The sequence below is a fragment of the Halomonas sp. 7T genome, assembly GCF_025643255.1.
In the GTDB taxonomy this organism is placed as follows: domain Bacteria; phylum Pseudomonadota; class Gammaproteobacteria; order Pseudomonadales; family Halomonadaceae; genus Vreelandella.
In genome coordinates, this window is the sequence record NZ_CP087112.1 from 3,115,094 (window position 1) to 3,130,812 (window position 15,719).

Here is a 15,719-nt window from a genome sequence, read left to right on the forward strand (position 1 = left end):
ATGCGCTAACCCCGTTTTAATCGGCAAGCCATTGCCCTCAACGACGGAAGGGGCGCTTGCGCTTAAAGCGGCGTTAGCTTCGCAAACCCCAGCACTAACCACTTAATGCCATTGCCTTCAAAGCTGACCTGCACCCGGGCGCGGGCGCCTTCGCCTTCGGCGTTTAAAATAATCCCTTCGCCGAATACTGGGTGTTCCACCCGTTGGCCGACGTGCAGGCTGGGCAGGTCACCGTCACTCTCAATGCTTTGTTGGGCAAAGGAGGGGCGGGAGGCGGTGACGGGGCGGGAAATATGCCCGCGCAGGCGTACTTCTTCCAGCAAGTGGGGGGGAAGTTCGCGTAAAAAGCGCGACGGGCGCGGAAACACCTCTTTGCCGTGCAGGCGGCGGGTTTCGGCGTGGGTGAGGTAGAGCTTTTGCATGGCACGGGTAACGCCCACGTAGCAGAGACGCCGCTCTTCTTCGAGTCTGCCAGGCTCTTCCAGCGACATCTTATGTGGGAACAGTCCCTCCTCCACGCCCGCGATAAACACCACCGGAAACTCCAGCCCTTTTGCCGAGTGCAGCGTCATGAGCTGAACGCTATCCTCAAACTCCTCCGCTTCGTGGTCGCCTGCGTTGAGTGCTGCTTCAGAAAGAAACGCTTCCAGCGCTGCCATACCTTCGCCCGCTTCCGGGGTTTCAAAGGCGTCGCCGTGGGTAAAGGCGCGAGCGGCGGTGACCAGCTCTTCTAAGTTTTCCACCCGCGCCTGGCCTTTCTCGCCACGCTCGCTTTTATGGTGCTCGATTAAGCCGGTGTGTGCGGTGACATGGTCGATAATTTCGTGCAGGGGCAGCCCGGCGGCATCGTTATCCAACTGCTCGATCAGGTTGGCGAAGGCTTGCACCGCATTGGCGGCACGGCCCTTTAACGTACCGTCGTTGATCGCATCATGGAGTGCCTGCCAAAGCGGCACGCTTTGCTCCCGGGCACGGTGGCGAACAATTTCCACTGTGCGGGTGCCGATGCCCCGGGTAGGTACGTTGATCACCCGCTCTAGGGAGGCATCGTCGTCGCGGTTGAGCAACAGACGTAAATACGCCAGGGCATTTTTGATCTCTAAGCGCTCGTAGAAGCGGTGGCCGCCGTAGATACGGTAGGGCATGCCTTGGCGTATTAGCGTCTCTTCTAGCAGCCGCGACTGGGCGTTAGAGCGATAAAGAATCGCCACGTCTCGGCGATTAAAACCGTCATCGACCTTCTCTTTGATGGTATCGACGATATAGCGAGCTTCTTCCAGGTCGTTAAACCCGGCATAGACGGAAATCGGTTCGCCCTCGACGCCATCGGTCCACAGGTTTTTACCTAGCCGCTCGCTGTTATGGCTAATCAGCGTATTAGCGGCTTCTAGAATTGCGCTGGTAGAGCGATAGTTCTGCTCTAGACGCACGGTGTGGGTGTTAGGGAACTCTTCTTCAAAGCGACGGATATTCTCCACTTTGGCACCGCGCCAGCCGTAGATGGACTGATCGTCATCACCGACGGCAGTCATCGGCGTTTTCATGCCGGTGAGTAGCTTCAGCCACGCATACTGTAGCGTGTTGGTGTCCTGAAACTCGTCCACTAGGACATGGCCAAAGCGTTCCTGGTAGTGCCGTAACAGCGCTGGGTTATCGCGCAGTAACTCCAGGCTTCTCAGCAGCAGTTCACCGAAATCCACCAGCCCGCCGCGCTCGCAGGTGAGCTGGTAGCGTTCGTAAAGTTCAACCATCTGGCCCAGGTACGCATCGCCGTCGACATTGACCTGGAAAGGGCGTAAGCCCTCTTCTTTGCAGCCAGAGATAAACCCCTGCACCTGGCGGGGCGGGAAGCGCTCATCGTCAATCGAGTAATCTTTGAGCAGCCGCTTGATTAGACGGAGCTGGTCGTCGGAATCAATAATTTGAAAGTGCTGAGGCAGGCGGGCGTCTTGCCAGTGGGTGCGCAGCAGCCGGTGCGCAATGGAGTGGAACGTGCCGACCCACACATGGCGCATGGAAATACCCAGCAGCGCCTCAAGGCGCGTGCGCATTTCCCGCGCCGCTTTATTGGTAAACGTGACCGCCAGCAGCGCGTAGGGCGAAAGCCCTTCGGCCTGCATCAGCCAGGCAATGCGATGAACCAGCACGCGGGTTTTACCGGAGCCAGCCCCAGCCAGTACCAGTAGGTTGCCCTGGGGGGCGCTAACCGCCTCCCGCTGGGCGGGGTTGAGCTGATCAAGAATCGCCGTGACGTCATCCATAGTAGCCGCTGCCGGTTCAAAAATGGGCAGCCAGTTTAGCACAGCCATGGAACTGGCTGTGCATACAGGACAAGTGCTTAGCTATCTTCGGGGTAGCGCAGGGTGTTTAGGCTCTTTTTAACCGCCTTCAACTGTTCGGCAAGTTTCGGCCCACGGGTTTTGGCAACGCCAACCGCTAATACGTCGATAAGCACGAGGTGGGCAATACGCGAGCTTAGCGGCGTATAGATCTCGGTGTCTTCATGAACGTCAATGTACAGCGGCAAGCTCACTTCACTGGCCAGCGGGGAGTCGCTGGGGCAGAGGCCAATGACCGTGGCGCCTGCATCGCGGGCTAAGCGCACGCTAGCCACCAGCGCTTTGGTGCGGCCCGTTTGGGAGATGGCCACGACCACGTCACCCTCTTTTAGGGTCACTGCGGACATATTTTGCATGTGCGGATCGGCATAGGCCGAGGTGGAGATCTGCAGGCGGAAGAATTTGTGTTGGGCATCGAAGGCCACCGCGCCAGAAGCTCCAAAGCCGTAGAACTCAACTCGGTTGGCCATGGCCAGAGCGTTAACGGCTTTACCTAGCGCGTCGTTATCAAGCCGGTCACGCACCGATAATAGTGTGCCCACAGTCGAGTCGAAGATGCTGTGTGAGAACTCCGCGACCGAGTCGCTATCATTCATGGAGAACTGGGCGAACTGGCTGCCGCTAGCCAGCATTTGCGCCAGCTGCAGTTTGAAGTCCTGGAAGCCATTGCAGCCCAATGCGCGGCAGAAACGCACCACGGTGGGTTCGCTCACTTTGGCTTCCGTGGCGAGATCCACAATTCGCATATGGATCACTTCGTCAGGATTGCGCAGCACAAACCGCGCGACCTTTTGTTCGGAGCGACGAAAGTGCTCCATGCGGCGTCTCATTTCATCGAACAGGGCGCGGCTCACAGTCAGCTCCTTGGGTGCTCAAAAACAAAGGATTACAGTACGACAAAATATATCTGTTTAAAACGTTCGTTTTTAATAGCGCTTCATCATTTGGCTCAGCGCTGCGGCAGACGATCCAAGATGGCATGCCTATGTCTGAGGCCAAGCCTAACCTAAAGGCGTTTAAATGCCGTTAAGGCATTTGAGCAGAATTCGTCATCATTTTGTCAAGTAGGTTATAGTAAGAAGTGAAGTGCCGCACTGCATCATTTAAAAAATCAGTCGTCACGGATGCAGGTGGACGTAGGCATATTCACCTGGAGGAACGTCGATTATGAGAAACGTCGAACGAATCACCTCGGTTAAAAACGAATTGCTCGACATTTTTATGAGCATGCAAGTCGATGAGCACGCCCAACAACAGCGTAGCTCTGCCCAACGCAGCCTAAGGGCGCGTCGGGGAATAGAATTACATCGGGAGTTCCAGCAGTTATCGCGGGATATCGCCCCCTTGCCAGAGTATGAGCAAGAGAGCGAATTGCACTAGCGTTTAAACGATACCGCCCCGCTATAAAGCAGGGCGGCTGTTTGCTTGGATAACGGATCTTGCCTTAGCGGCTTACATAAGACCCGTTACAAACACAATGATAACGCCAATCGGCGCTACATAGCGTGCGATGATGTTCCATAGGCTGACCCCGGTTGCAGAGAGGCCCAGCTCGGCTTCCACGCTTTCACGCTTCAAGCACCATGCCACAAATACAATCGCGCCTAGGCCCGTTAACGGCAGCAGAATTTTGCTGGTAAAGGTATCCAACAGGTCGAAAATATTCAGGCCAAAGAACAGTACCTCTGACCACACGTTAAACGACAGCAGCGCCGCGACACCCAATAACCATACGCCCGCACCGCTTGCTAAAGTCGCAGTGACACGCGTCATTGCTGTGCGCTCTTCCAGCATTTCTACCGTGGGTTCAAGTAAGGAAATGGCGGAGGTTAAAGCGGCAAAGGTGAGCAGTAGGAAGAACATCAGGCCTAAAATGGTGCCGCCTGCCATGTTACCAAATGCGAGCGGCAGCGTGACGAAGATCAAACCTGGACCTTCACCGGCGCTTAAGCCATTGGCGAACACAATTGGGAAGATGGCTAAACCGGCCAGCAGCGCGATGACGGTATCTAGAATGATCACCGTTCGCGCAGTGCTAATCAAGTTAACATCTTCTCCTAGGTACGAGCCGTAAGCCATCATGATGCCCATGCCCAGCGACAGCGTGAAAAACGCTTGGCCCATAGCGGCAAGTACTACGCCACCGTTTAGGGCGCTCCAATCAGGGCGGAACATAAAGGCCAGTGCTTCGCCAAAATAACCGCTAGCCACGCCGTAACCTACGAGTATCAGCATTAATATGATAAGCGCAGGCATTAACAAACGCGCAGCGCTCTCAAGCCCTTTGGTAACCCCGCGTGCCACGATACCAACCACCAGCACCATAAAGGCGGTATGCCAAAGCAGCAGTGTGACAGGGCTTCCCAGCATGCCGCCAAACAAGCCGCTAATACCGTCGGCATCTTGGCCGTTAAAGGTGCCAATGACCGAGCTGAGCGTATAGTTAAGCGACCAGCCACCAATCACACTGTAAAACGACAAAATCAAAAACGCGGCTAATACGCCGCTAACGCCAATCAGCGCCCAGGCTTTTGATTTTCCGTGGTTAGCCGCCAGCTCAGCCATGGTGTTAATCGGGTTTTTCTGGCCACGACGGCCAATCATCCACTCGGCGACAAGAATCGGCAGGCCCACCAGTGCAACACAGGCGAGGTAGACCAGTACGAACGCGGCGCCGCCGCTATCGCCGACCATGTAAGAGAAGCGCCAGATGTTCCCTAAACCGACTGCCGACCCTGCGGCTGCGAGCACAAAGGCCATCTTCGATGACCACTGCGCATGTGCAAGTTTTGCCATGTTTCACCTTCTATATAGGTTCAATTGTAATTAATAAGGTGCTGCTATCGTAAAATGCTAATTTTCAGAAAACTGAACGATAAGAAAAAGTTATTTTCCAGCGTTATTTTCCGAAAGAAGACGCAATTTATCCGATAGAAAGAGCGCATGCCAGTAAACACAGCTAAAAAGGCTGTTTAAAACAGTTGGCTCTGCTTATCGCCTGCAAACGCTGGCAGGGTGGGCAGCGGTGTTAGCGCCTGTAATTCTCTATAGAGGCTGCGTGCCATCTCAGGCGACTCTCGGTTATCAGCAGTATGCACAAATAAGAAAGGGGTTTTCCCCTGACTTATCCACAGGGCAAGGCGGGATTTCCACGGGCCGAAGTAGCGGCTATTAATGGCTTTGTCAATATGGCCAATGAAGCGAATAACCGGCTGCTGTGCCGTGGAAAGCACGTGTAATGGGACTTTCGGTTTTTCCTGTTGGGCATGGGCAAGCCCAGCATGGCCATTCGCCGGGGTGGAAAATACGGGGCGCACGTCAAGCATTACACGGTTCGCCGCATAAGTTATCAACAATTGATTAAGGGCTTTTTCAGCGACGCCTTTTTGAAAAAATGCTGGATGGCGCACTTCAACCGCACACGGCAAGTGAGCGGGCCACTGGGCGAGTAGCGCTTCAAGTTTACATAGCTCTTGAGGACCAAAATCCCTTGGCAGTTGCACCATAGTGGGGCCAAGGCGGTCATGCAGTGGCTCCAGCGCGGCTAAAAATGCCCAGGCTTCTTCCAAACGCGTTAGCCGTTGATCATGGGTGACGCTAGCCGGCAATTTAAAGCAAAAGCGAAAGTAAGGGGGGGCCTGACGAGCCCAAGCCGCAATTGTCTCAGGCTTGGGCGCACCGCTATAAAAGGTAGTGTTGCCCTCGACACTTGAAAAAACCGCCGCATAGTCACTTAAAAGCCCCGTTTTGGCGTGGCGCGGGTATAGGCTACCCAGCCAATCCTGGTTGGCCCACATGGGTAAGCCTAAATACAGCGGAAACGTCATATTAAAGGGCCTTTAAGGGTGTTCAATCCGTACCCAAGTCACTGAGTGGCAAGCGATAGGTGGTTAACTATGGAATAAATTGATCTGGATCAAGTGACAAATCAGGCTTAGTTACTACGCTTTATTTATAACTATTTTAATACACATCTACAGCGGTGTGTTTTCCCCTGTGGAGTTAGGCATGGCTAAAAAATCTCATTCCATACTCACCGAAGAAACGCCTGGGAAACGTCAGGAGCTGGGGCTGTTTCTATTTATCGTAGTGCTGTTATTTCCCATTTTGGCAGTAGCGGTGGTAGGGGGGTATGGCTTTTCAGTATGGATTTTTCAAATGTTTGCAGGCCCCCCAGGGCCTCCGCTATAGCAGCGTCTAAATGCTTCTATCTGATCACTTTAAAGGTGTTAACCACTGTTAAATAAAGTGGGTAATACTCTTTTAACTCAGGAATGCTCATGACGCGCACGGATAATAACAATCATCGGCGCAATCTTTTTCGTCGCTTGTCAGGGCGGGGCGATGTACGTCGACCGCCGTGGCACAGTGCTGATTTTCTCGACCGCTGTACGGGTTGCAATGCCTGTATCGATGCTTGCCCGGAAGGCATTTTGACCCGCGGTGGTGGCGGTTATCCCGAGCTTAGCGTTGCCCACGAGGGCTGCTCACTGTGCGGTGATTGCGCAACGGTATGCGAGCCACAAGCGATACAGCCCGCAGGGGGCGTTAGCGAAGCCTTTCCTTGGCAAGCCGAGGTTCAGCCGCACTGCTTAGCACTGGCTGGCATCCATTGCCAAAGCTGCCAGGACGCCTGTGAGTGGAATGCGATCCGCTTTCCGCTGCGACCCGGCGGCCGGCCGCCACAACCTGATATCAACGTAGAAAAGTGCACCGGCTGTGGTGCTTGCTATTCCGCCTGCCCTAACCAGGCAATCTCACTGATAACAAAAGATACCGCCTATGTCTGATCAACTGCTGCACATCATTAGCTTTATCGTTCATGCGCGGCCCGAGGCGCTGAAACAGACAGCGGAGTGGATTACCCAGCATAGCGCTGGGGAAGTGATGGGCGAAGACGCGGCTGGAAAGCTCGTGGTGGTCGCCGAGCACACTGACGAACAACAACTATTGGCTTTGATGGATCACGTACGCGAGCAGCCTGGGGTTATTGACGCCGCTTTTGTGTATCACGAAGTGGTTGATGCCCTGACAGCGGACGAGCCGCACGTATAGGAGGGGGAGCAATGAAACTCACACGTCGAGCGTTTGTAAAGGCGAATGCCGCAGCGGTGGCCGCTGCCACGGCAGGGATGACCATACCTGCTGGCGCCAGCAACCTGATCACCCAGGCGGATATGAACCGCTTGCAGTGGGATAAAGCCCCATGCCGCTTTTGCGGAACCGGCTGTAGCGTCATGGTTGGCACCTATGACGGCCAAATCGTGGCGACTCATGGTGATAACCAGTCTGAAGTAAACCGTGGCCTTAACTGTGTTAAGGGCTACTTTCTTTCCAAAATTCTCTACGGCGAGGACCGCTTAACTCAGCCGCTGCTGCGTAAGCGCAACGGCCAGTACGCTAAAGATGGCGATTTCGAGCCGGTCTCCTGGGACGAAGCGCTTGATCTCATGGCGGAAAAGTTTACCAGCGCCATTCGTGAACATGGACCCGAAAGCATCGCGCTGTTTGGCTCTGGCCAGTGGACTATTTGGGAAGGTTACGCGGCGAGTAAGCTATTTAAAGCGGGTCTGCGCTCGAACAATATCGACCCCAACGCTCGCCACTGTATGGCCTCGGCGGTATTTGGCTTTATGCGCAGCTTTGGCTCGGATGAGCCCATGGGTGTGTATGACGATATCGAGCATGCGGATGCCTTTGTGCTGTGGGGCTCTAACATGGCCGAGATGCACCCAGTGCTCTGGACTCGCGTGACTGATCGTCGTCTCTCCTTCCCGGACACCCAGGTGGCGGTGCTTTCTACCTTTGAGCACCGCAGCTTTGAATTGGCCGATATCCCCATGGTTATGTCGCCCAATGCGGATATCGTGATCCTCAACTACATCGCCAACCATATTATTCAAACCGACCGCGTCAATCGCTCATTCGTCGACCAGCATGTCAACTTCGCGCTCGGCACTGACGATATCGGCTATGGCCTGCGCGACGAGCACCCGCTACAGCAAGCCGCAGAAAACGCCAATAACGCTAATAGCTGGACGGATATGAGCTTCGAGGCGTTCGCGGACTATGTTGCGCCCTACACCCTAGAGCGGGCCGCGCGTGAATCGGGCGTTTCTGAAAGCCGCCTTGAAGCGCTAGCAGAGCTTTATGCCGACCCCGATAAAAAGGTGATGACGTTCTGGACCATGGGGGTCAATCAGCACACCCGTGGGGTGTGGATTAATAACCTGATTTACAACCTCCATTTGCTTACTGGCAAAATTTCGGAGCCGGGCAACAGTCCTTTCTCGCTTACTGGCCAGCCCTCTGCCTGTGGTACCGCGCGGGAAGTGGGCACCTTTGCTCACCGTCTACCTGCCGACCGCGTGGTTACCAATCCAGAACATCGCCGCGATGCGGAGAAAATTTGGAAACTGCCCGAAGGCACTATCCCTTCATGGGTAGGCTTTGATGCGGTGGCCCAAAGCCGTCGTCTTAAAGATGGCGACATCAAGGTTTACTGGACCCAGGTGACCAACAACATGCAGGCCGGGCCTAACGTCATGCAGGAGATTCTGCCTGGCTGGCGTAATCCCGAAGCCTTTGTGGTGGTCTCGGATATCTACCCCACCGTGTCAGCGCAGTCGGCGGATCTGATTTTGCCCGCAGCGTCCTGGGTGGAAAAAGAGGGCGCCTTTGGTAACTCCGAACGGCGCACCCAGTTTTTCCATCAGTTGGTCAATGCCCCCGGCGAGGCGCGCTCGGATTTATGGCAGACCGTGGCCCTCTCCCAGCGCATCCGCGTGGCTGATGTCTGGCCCGAGGAGTTGCTAGAAGCCGCCCCAGAGATGCGTGATAAAACCCTGTTTGATTTACTGTTTGCCAATGGTCAGGTCGACCAGTACCCCACCTCCGATATGGAAGAGGGTTACGCCAACGCCGAGGCAGACGATTTCGGCTTCTATATCCAAAAAGGGCTGTTTGAAGAGTACGCGCGCTTTGGCCGTGGCAAAGGCAAAGATTTAGACAGCTTCGACGCGTACCACGCCAGCCGGGGCAAGCGCTGGCCAGTGGTCGATGGCCAAGAGACCCTCTGGCGTTACAGAGAGGGGCTAGACCCGTATGTAGAGCCGGGCAGCGGCTGGCAGTTTTACGGCAAGCCGGATAATCGCGCCGTGATTTTTGCACTACCGGCCGAGCCACCCGCCGAGGCCCCTGACAATGACTTTCCTTATTGGCTCTGTACAGGGCGGGTTTTGGAGCACTGGCACACCGGCTCTATGACCCGTCGCGTGCCCGAGCTGCACCGGGCCGTGCCCGCTGCGCTGTTGTATATGCACCCGGAAGATGCCCGCGCCGAAGGCTTCAGGCGAGGAAGCGAGGTCAAGGTGGCTAGCCGCCGTGGTGATGTGAACTTGCGGGTAGAAACCCGCGGTCGGGTTAAGCCGCCCCGCGGCCTGGTGTACGCGCCCTTTTTTGACGCCTCGTATCTGATCAATAAAGTCACCCTGGACGCCACCGACCCGATTTCCAAGCAAACCGATTTTAAAAAGTGTGCGGTGCGCCTTGAACTCGTCAATCTGGCCTAAACAGGATAAGGAGAACAACAATGAAATGGCTTTTTCCTCTCTGTTTATTCGTTGCTCTGCTAGGCACAACGGTGGGTGCAGATGATACACGCGACGCGACCGCCCCCGATGGTTTGCGGCCTGGGGGAACCGTTAGTCAAACCTTACCCGCAGCACCCATCGCCGGTGAGCCGCGGGATAGCGGCCGAGAAGTGCGTAATTACCCAGAGCAGCCGCCGGTGATTCCCCACTCGATCCGTGATTATCAAGTCGATATGCGGGTTAATCAGTGCCTAAACTGCCATAGCCGGGAGCAGGCCGTCAGCGCGGGCGCGCCAATGGTGAGCATTACCCACTTTATGGATCGGCATAAGCAGGTGCTAGCCGCCGTATCACCTGATCGCTACTTCTGCACTCAGTGCCATGTGCCTAAAACTAACGCCGACCCGCTAGTTCCAAATCGCTTTAAGTCGGTGGAAGAGGTGATTAACGAGGCGCTACGTGAGCGCCAGGAGGGTGAGCAATGAAGCGCTTTTTCACCCGTTACTGGCGTATTTTAAGTCGCCCCAGCGTTCACTTTAGCCTGGGGTTTTTAACCCTGGGTGGGTTTATTGCCGGCATTATCTTTTGGGGCGGTTTTAATACCGCCATGGAAGCAACCAATACCGAGCAGTTTTGTATCTCCTGCCATGAGATGGAGCGCAACCCGATGCAGGAGCTCAAAACCACCATTCACTACTCTAACCGCTCTGGGGTGCGGGCGACGTGCTCAGACTGCCATGTTCCGCACGGCTGGACGCATAAAGTAGCGCGCAAGATGGAAGCCTCTAAAGAAGTTTGGGGCTGGGTATTTGGCTCTATCCGCACTGAAGAGCAGTTTGAGGCAAAGCGCCGCGAGCTTGCCGAACGCGAATGGTCGCGGCTTCAGGCCAATGACTCACTTGAATGCCGCAACTGCCACGAATTCGACTCGATGGATTTCACCTTGCAAGGCCCGCGTGCAGCGCGCGCTCACTCGACTAATCTCGCCACAGGTGAAGCAACCTGCATCGACTGTCACAAAGGCATTGCCCACGAACTACCGGATATGAGTCCTAGAATAGAGGCTGCTGTGGGAACGCCCGATATCGTGTCCTGGGCCGCGCATTTAGAGCTGGAGAGCGGTGCCTATGCCGAGCAGTAGCGTCGGCGTCGATTGAAAAGTCGCTGGCGCAATTGACGCGCTAGATGCTAGAACAAGCATCATCGTCAATTTATGCGCTAGCGCGCAGGGTGGAAGAGAGAATGAGTCAGGGAAAAGTATTGGTACTACATGGTCCCAACCTAAATTTGCTGGGCAGCCGACAGCCAGAGATTTACGGGTATGAGACGCTAGAAGATGTGAATAACCTCTTACGTGAGAAAGCGGTGCTGGCCGACTGGGACATCACCTGCTTTCAAAGTAATCATGAAGGCGCTTTGATTGATGCGATCCACGCTGCCCGGCTTGATGGCACCCAGGCGATTATTATTAACCCGGCGGCCTATACCCACACCTCGGTGGCGATTCTCGATGCGCTCAATGCCTTTGATGGCAAAGTGATTGAAGTGCACCTGTCGAATGTGCATAAACGCGAAGCCTTTCGACACCACTCCTACGTGTCGCTACGCGCCGATGGCGTGATTGCCGGGTTGGGCGTGCAAGGGTACCGGGCCGCGTTAGATGCAGTAATGGCTAGTTAATATGCGCGCGTATGTGCGCGACTTTGCTTTGCAGCACGGGTAGGTAAACATTCACCAGCGTGTCGAGGTCGACCCGAGCCGCGTTGGTGCTAATATTGATTGCCCCCATTAAGTGCTGCTTAGCGTCAAAAACAGGCACAGCGATTGAGCGAAGGCCTGAATCTAGCTCTTGGTCAGAAATCGCATAGCCTTGTTGACGCGCCTTTATTATCCGGTCACGCAGCTCTTTAACATCGGTCACGGTTTTCTCGGTGTAGCGCTCAAGTGAAATGGTCGTCAAAAAGTGATCAAGGTCTTCATCGCTTAGCTGCGCCAATAGGATGCGACCCATAGAGGTGTGTGCTGCTGGAAGCCGCGTGCCTACCGACAGCGTAATCGCCATCAAGCGATGTTTGGCTGCAGAGCGCGCCACGTAAATTACATCGCTCCCGTCTAGTACGCCCAGCGATGAAGACTCTCCCGTCTCGGCGGTTATTTCTTCCAAGTACTGTTGAATAACGCCTTGATAGTTATTGGCGGATAGAAACGCGTAGCCTAACTGCAGAACCCGAGGCGCTAACTCAAAGTAGCGTTGTTCCTTGCGCACATACCCCAGGGCATGCAACGTCAGTAAGAAGCGCCTCGCTTTTGCTCTATTCATGCCTGTGCGCGTCGCCACTTCGCTCAATGTCATGCGTGGGTGCTCAGCATCAAATGCCTGTATAACCTCCAAGCCGCTCGCTAAGGCCGTTACAAAGTCACGACTCTCTGTACTCAGCATCTCTTCTTGCATCTTCGCTATCCATTGTTTTGAAGCCACTCAACAAGAATAACGCAGAAATGTTCGCCATACGAACTTGTGAGATTGCGCTACAAGTTCCTGTGGGCTGTGTATTTACTACAATGCTACTAAAGTTGTGTTTTTTAAAGTGTTAGCAACAACGTAATCTCAAGGCATACACTACGAATACGTGTACGCGATGCGAACAATAATTAACTAACGCACAGGAAGATAACAATGAACAAACTCCTCAGCGCAACATGCCTGGCTGCTTGTAGCAGCGCGCTCGCTCTTGGCCTGACCGTCTCCTCTGCCAGCGCCAATGAGTGGCCGACAGACGATATCCGTTTAGTGGTGCCTTATGCCCCGGGTGGCACGACGGATGTTTTGTCGCGGCGTGTTGCTGACCTCCTCCAGCAAGAGCTTGATACGAATGTGGTGGTAGAGAACCGGCCCGGCGCGGGGTCTACCGTCGGCACCGGGCGCCTTGCGCGCGGTGGACGCGATGCGGACCACACCATTCTTATGGCGTCGCCGGGTCACACCATCGGTGCCGCCATCTACCCTGATCTTAGCTACGACCCGGTTGATGATTTCGTCTTTTTGCAAAACATGATCGACATCCCGAACGTGATGGTCGTGCCCGCCGACAGCCCCTATGAAAACGTTATTGAGTTCGTCGAAGCCGCAAAAGAACAAAATATGACGTTTAGTCACAGCGGCGTCGGCAGCTCTATTCACATGTCTGGCGAGCTATTTAAAACGCTGACAGAGACCAACATGACCGCGGTGCCTTTTGCAGGTAGCGGTGCGGCACTACCTGCGCTGTTAGGTGGTGATGTGGACGTGTCGTTTGAAAATATGCCAACAGTCCTTTCACACATCCGTTCGGGGGATTTACGTGCACTAGCGGTTACCTCGGCGGAACGCTCCGAGTACCTGCCTGATGTCCCGACACTTTCAGAGGTAGGCGAGCATAACCTTGACCAGTTTATTACCACGGCTTGGTTTGGACTGATTGCGCATAGCTCCTTCCCAGAAGAAGCACAAAGCGTCATGCAAGAAGCCTTAGCCAACGTGATGGAACGTGAGGAGTTTTTAGACTTCGCAGAGCAATTAGGGGCTGAGCCGGGCCAAGTGTCGGGTGACGCGTTCAAGCAGTTCATCGTTGAAGAAGTGGAGCGTTGGGACGGCGTCGCCCAGCAAGCTGGCATCAGCCAGTGAGCTAGGCAGTCTCTCACCAAGCACTGAGGCGAGGACATGCGTTCTCGCCTTTATTGTTTTCCCAGGAGAAGGCAGCGATGACACCCTCGGATTTTAAGCGCAGGGTAAAAGACCCAAGTGACGTAGTCGCGGGAGTTATCCTGCTGAGCTTCTCACTGGTACTGGTTTTTTATCTGGTGCCTAACTACATCAATGAACCGCCTATTCTGCAAAACCCTATGATGTCGCCGCGCTGGCTGCCGGGGATTGTTGGCTGGTTGATCCTGCTCTTTTCTATTCTGCTGATCCTGCAAGGCTTCCTGTTGGACAGAAGCAGCGAGGAGGATGAACGAAATATTGAGAAAGGGACGACCCGGCGTTTCATATTGATGGTGGCCGCCCTGGTCATATATGTCTCTCTATTTGAATCCATGGGGGCGGTATTTACCGGTATTTTGGCGACCCTGGTGCTTTTTGTGGCGCATCCTGTTCGCACCTGGTGGGTTTATAGTCTGGCCTTCGTTTTTCCTATCGCGGTGACATTTATCTTTGTAAAAGTGATGAATGTACCGCTTCCGATATCACCAATCGGTTTCTAATTGGCTACTTCATCTTCTGGGTGATCTATGGAACATTTTTCGGAAGTCATCGCGATATTTTTTAGTTTAGATAACTTTATAGCGATCGCGATGGGCGTGGTCATCGGGGTGGTGGTGGGGTCAATTCCGGGGTTGACCGCCACCATGGCGGTGGCACTGGCGCTGCCCTTCACGTTCTCCATGCAGCCGGTGGCCGCTATCCTGCTGTTGGTGGGTATTTATAAAGGTGGCATGTACGGTGGCTCAATCACGGCCATTTTAATCAGAACGCCCGGCTCACCCGCTTCCGCGTGCACCTTGTTGGATGGCTACCCTATGGCCCAGCAGGGGCATGCCAAAAAAGCACTCAAGGCCGCGCTCTACTCGTCGGTCATTGCCGACTTTATCTCCAATATCGCGCTGATCTTTTTTGCCGCCTATTTGGCAAAAATTGCGCTGAATTTCGGCGCGCCGGAGTTTTTTTGGCTGATCTGTTTTTCGCTCACCATCATTATTTCTTTGGCCAGCGGCTCAATGATCAAAGGCTTGATGGCAGCGCTGTTAGGTATTTTGCTTTCCCTAGTGGGGCTGGATGAAGTTTTTGGCTCCCAGCGGTTTACCTTTGGCAGCTATAACTTAATGGACAGCATCTCCTTTATTCCCTTGTTAATTGGCCTCTTTGCGATCCCAGAAATTATCGAGTTCTATCGCAAAAAGGCGCTTCCACATATCAAGGCGAAGGCGAGCGGTGCTGGTCTGGCATTTTCTGAATTGAAGCGCTGCTTGACGACTATTGTGCGGGGCAGTTTGATTGGCGTGATTATTGGGGCCATCCCCGGTACGGGCGCGACTGCCGCCGCGTTTATTTCCTATAGCGATGCGCGCAGGCGCTCCCCCAATAAGGCGAATTTCGGTAAGGGGGAGGTAGAGGGCGTTGCCGCTGCCGAGGCGGGAAATAACGGCGTTGCCGGGGCGACGATGATTCCCCTGCTATCGCTGGGTATTCCGGGGGATGTTATCACGGCGATTATTCTGGGGGCGTTTATGGTGCATGGGCTGACGCCCGGCCCGCTGATGTTCCAAGAAAATCTGCCGCTCATTTATGCCTTGTTCATGGGCATTATGTTTAGCTCCTTGGTATTGCTGCTGGTGGGCAATGTCGCTATTAAGTACTTCTCGTTAATTGCCGACATCCCTAAATCGATCCTTTTTCCCCTTGTGTTGATGTTCTGCGTTTATGGGGCGTATGCAGTTAATAATGACACCTTTGATGTGTGGCTCATGCTGGCCTTTGGCGTCGTTGGCTATATCTTCAACCGCGCCGCGATACCGGCAGCGCCCTTTTTGATCGGCTTTATCCTCGGGCCAATGTTTGAAGATAACCTGCGCCGTTCGCTATTAATCGGCCATAACGATCTGTCAATTTTCGTGCGTGGCCCCATTACCTGGGTCTTTATTGCGTTGACGGTGGGCTCCATTGCGTTAGCCCTTTATCGCTTTATTTCATCACGCCGTGAAGCACGCAACGCCGTCGGTAAATCGCAGTAAGTAAGGCTACCGGAGAATG

The 15,719-nt window shown here is 54.4% G+C and carries 16 protein-coding genes; 11 read left to right on the top strand and 5 right to left on the bottom strand.

The genetic code is table 11. The features are described from left to right. Positions 1–62: 62 nt before the first annotated feature. Together uvrD and hexR are read right to left on the bottom strand one after the other, a co-directional pair. Entirely contained in the window at positions 63–2,261 is a 2,199-nt protein-coding gene (gene uvrD / locus LOS15_RS14605; RefSeq protein ID WP_263069741.1) for a DNA helicase II, read from the bottom strand. A 77-nt stretch (positions 2,262–2,338) separates the two neighbouring features. Then, positions 2,339–3,193 (bottom strand): transcriptional regulator HexR, encoded by an 855-nt coding sequence (hexR, locus tag LOS15_RS14610; protein WP_263066666.1) that lies wholly within the window; start codon positions 3,191–3,193, stop codon positions 2,339–2,341. A gap of 313 nt (positions 3,194–3,506) precedes the next feature. On the opposite strand from hexR, the gene LOS15_RS14615 reads away from it, so the two are divergent. After that, positions 3,507–3,719 (top strand): PA3496 family putative envelope integrity protein, encoded by a 213-nt coding sequence (locus LOS15_RS14615; protein ID WP_263066668.1) that lies wholly within the window; start codon positions 3,507–3,509, stop codon positions 3,717–3,719. A gap of 72 nt (positions 3,720–3,791) precedes the next feature. Here LOS15_RS14615 and LOS15_RS14620 read toward each other — a convergent pair whose 3' ends face one another. After that, complete coding sequence (locus LOS15_RS14620; RefSeq protein ID WP_263066669.1) at positions 3,792–5,135, bottom strand: sodium-dependent transporter; 1,344 nt, start codon at positions 5,133–5,135, stop codon at positions 3,792–3,794. A gap of 176 nt (positions 5,136–5,311) precedes the next feature. Continuing rightward, on the bottom strand, positions 5,312–6,166 hold the full coding sequence (locus LOS15_RS14625) for a DUF72 domain-containing protein (RefSeq protein ID WP_263066670.1): 855 nt from the start codon (positions 6,164–6,166) through the stop codon (positions 5,312–5,314). Between the two features lie 181 nt (positions 6,167–6,347). On the opposite strand from LOS15_RS14625, the gene LOS15_RS14630 reads away from it, so the two are divergent. From LOS15_RS14630 to aroQ, 7 genes are all read left to right on the top strand, one after another. Then, positions 6,348–6,530 carry a periplasmic nitrate reductase, NapE protein gene (locus LOS15_RS14630; protein WP_263066672.1) on the top strand — a complete coding sequence of 61 codons (183 nt, stop codon included), beginning with the start codon at positions 6,348–6,350 and terminating at the stop codon, positions 6,528–6,530. Between the two features lie 89 nt (positions 6,531–6,619). Further along, positions 6,620–7,129: a ferredoxin-type protein NapF gene (locus tag LOS15_RS14635; RefSeq protein ID WP_263066673.1), complete on the top strand. Its 510-nt coding sequence runs from the start codon at positions 6,620–6,622 to the stop codon at positions 7,127–7,129. Further along, positions 7,122–7,394, top strand: a complete 273-nt coding sequence (locus LOS15_RS14640; RefSeq protein WP_263066674.1) for a chaperone NapD — start codon at positions 7,122–7,124, stop codon at positions 7,392–7,394. Before LOS15_RS14635 ends, LOS15_RS14640 begins: the two co-directional genes overlap by 8 nt. Positions 7,395–7,405: 11 nt before the next feature. Further along, positions 7,406–9,910 carry a nitrate reductase catalytic subunit NapA gene (napA, locus tag LOS15_RS14645; RefSeq protein ID WP_263066675.1) on the top strand — a complete coding sequence of 835 codons (2,505 nt, stop codon included), beginning with the start codon at positions 7,406–7,408 and terminating at the stop codon, positions 9,908–9,910. Between the two features lie 20 nt (positions 9,911–9,930). Beyond that, the gene (locus tag LOS15_RS14650; RefSeq protein ID WP_263066677.1) at positions 9,931–10,416 is read left to right on the top strand and encodes a nitrate reductase cytochrome c-type subunit; all 486 of its coding nucleotides are present in this window, start codon (positions 9,931–9,933) and stop codon (positions 10,414–10,416) included. After that, positions 10,413–11,072 (top strand): NapC/NirT family cytochrome c, encoded by a 660-nt coding sequence (locus LOS15_RS14655; RefSeq protein WP_263066678.1) that lies wholly within the window; start codon positions 10,413–10,415, stop codon positions 11,070–11,072. The genes LOS15_RS14650 and LOS15_RS14655 overlap by 4 nt, the downstream gene beginning before the upstream one ends. Positions 11,073–11,173: 101 nt before the next feature. Then, a complete protein-coding gene (gene aroQ, locus LOS15_RS14660; protein WP_263066679.1) occupies positions 11,174–11,611 on the top strand; it encodes a type II 3-dehydroquinate dehydratase in 438 nt (145 codons plus the stop codon). On the opposite strand, the gene LOS15_RS14665 is transcribed toward aroQ, so the two are convergent. Beyond that, on the bottom strand, positions 11,604–12,383 hold the full coding sequence (locus LOS15_RS14665; protein WP_263066680.1) for an IclR family transcriptional regulator C-terminal domain-containing protein: 780 nt from the start codon (positions 12,381–12,383) through the stop codon (positions 11,604–11,606). The genes aroQ and LOS15_RS14665 overlap by 8 nt on opposite strands. 225 nt (positions 12,384–12,608) lie before the next feature. On the opposite strand from LOS15_RS14665, the gene LOS15_RS14670 reads away from it, so the two are divergent. From LOS15_RS14670 to LOS15_RS14680, 3 genes are all read left to right on the top strand, one after another. After that, positions 12,609–13,595, top strand: a complete 987-nt coding sequence (locus tag LOS15_RS14670) for a Bug family tripartite tricarboxylate transporter substrate binding protein (RefSeq protein WP_263066681.1) — start codon at positions 12,609–12,611, stop codon at positions 13,593–13,595. 77 nt (positions 13,596–13,672) lie between these two features. Then, on the top strand, positions 13,673–14,173 hold the full coding sequence (locus tag LOS15_RS14675) for a tripartite tricarboxylate transporter TctB family protein (RefSeq protein ID WP_263066682.1): 501 nt from the start codon (positions 13,673–13,675) through the stop codon (positions 14,171–14,173). Positions 14,174–14,200: 27 nt separating this feature from the next. Next, positions 14,201–15,700: a tripartite tricarboxylate transporter permease gene (locus tag LOS15_RS14680; protein WP_263066684.1), complete on the top strand. Its 1,500-nt coding sequence runs from the start codon at positions 14,201–14,203 to the stop codon at positions 15,698–15,700. Positions 15,701–15,719 lie beyond the last annotated feature (19 nt).

Excerpts from the sequence above, each read along its gene's own strand:
- LOS15_RS14635 (WP_263066673.1), top strand. The coding sequence starts at position 6,620 with ATGACGCGCACGGATAATAACAATCATCGGCGCAATCTTTTTCGTCGC.
- LOS15_RS14620 (WP_263066669.1), bottom strand. The coding sequence starts at position 5,135 with ATGGCAAAACTTGCACATGCGCAGTGGTCATCGAAGATGGCCTTTGTG.
- LOS15_RS14680 (WP_263066684.1), top strand. The coding sequence starts at position 14,201 with ATGGAACATTTTTCGGAAGTCATCGCGATATTTTTTAGTTTAGATAAC.
- LOS15_RS14670 (WP_263066681.1), top strand. The coding sequence starts at position 12,609 with ATGAACAAACTCCTCAGCGCAACATGCCTGGCTGCTTGTAGCAGCGCG.
- LOS15_RS14650 (WP_263066677.1), top strand. The coding sequence starts at position 9,931 with ATGAAATGGCTTTTTCCTCTCTGTTTATTCGTTGCTCTGCTAGGCACA.
- napA (WP_263066675.1), top strand. The coding sequence starts at position 7,406 with ATGAAACTCACACGTCGAGCGTTTGTAAAGGCGAATGCCGCAGCGGTG.
- aroQ (WP_263066679.1), top strand. The coding sequence starts at position 11,174 with ATGAGTCAGGGAAAAGTATTGGTACTACATGGTCCCAACCTAAATTTG.
- LOS15_RS14655 (WP_263066678.1), top strand. The coding sequence starts at position 10,413 with ATGAAGCGCTTTTTCACCCGTTACTGGCGTATTTTAAGTCGCCCCAGC.
- LOS15_RS14625 (WP_263066670.1), bottom strand. The coding sequence starts at position 6,166 with ATGACGTTTCCGCTGTATTTAGGCTTACCCATGTGGGCCAACCAGGAT.
- uvrD (WP_263069741.1), bottom strand. The coding sequence starts at position 2,261 with ATGGATGACGTCACGGCGATTCTTGATCAGCTCAACCCCGCCCAGCGG.
- LOS15_RS14615 (WP_263066668.1), top strand. The coding sequence starts at position 3,507 with ATGAGAAACGTCGAACGAATCACCTCGGTTAAAAACGAATTGCTCGAC.
- LOS15_RS14630 (WP_263066672.1), top strand. The coding sequence starts at position 6,348 with ATGGCTAAAAAATCTCATTCCATACTCACCGAAGAAACGCCTGGGAAA.
- LOS15_RS14665 (WP_263066680.1), bottom strand. The coding sequence starts at position 12,383 with ATGCAAGAAGAGATGCTGAGTACAGAGAGTCGTGACTTTGTAACGGCC.
- LOS15_RS14640 (WP_263066674.1), top strand. The coding sequence starts at position 7,122 with ATGTCTGATCAACTGCTGCACATCATTAGCTTTATCGTTCATGCGCGG.
- LOS15_RS14675 (WP_263066682.1), top strand. The coding sequence starts at position 13,673 with ATGACACCCTCGGATTTTAAGCGCAGGGTAAAAGACCCAAGTGACGTA.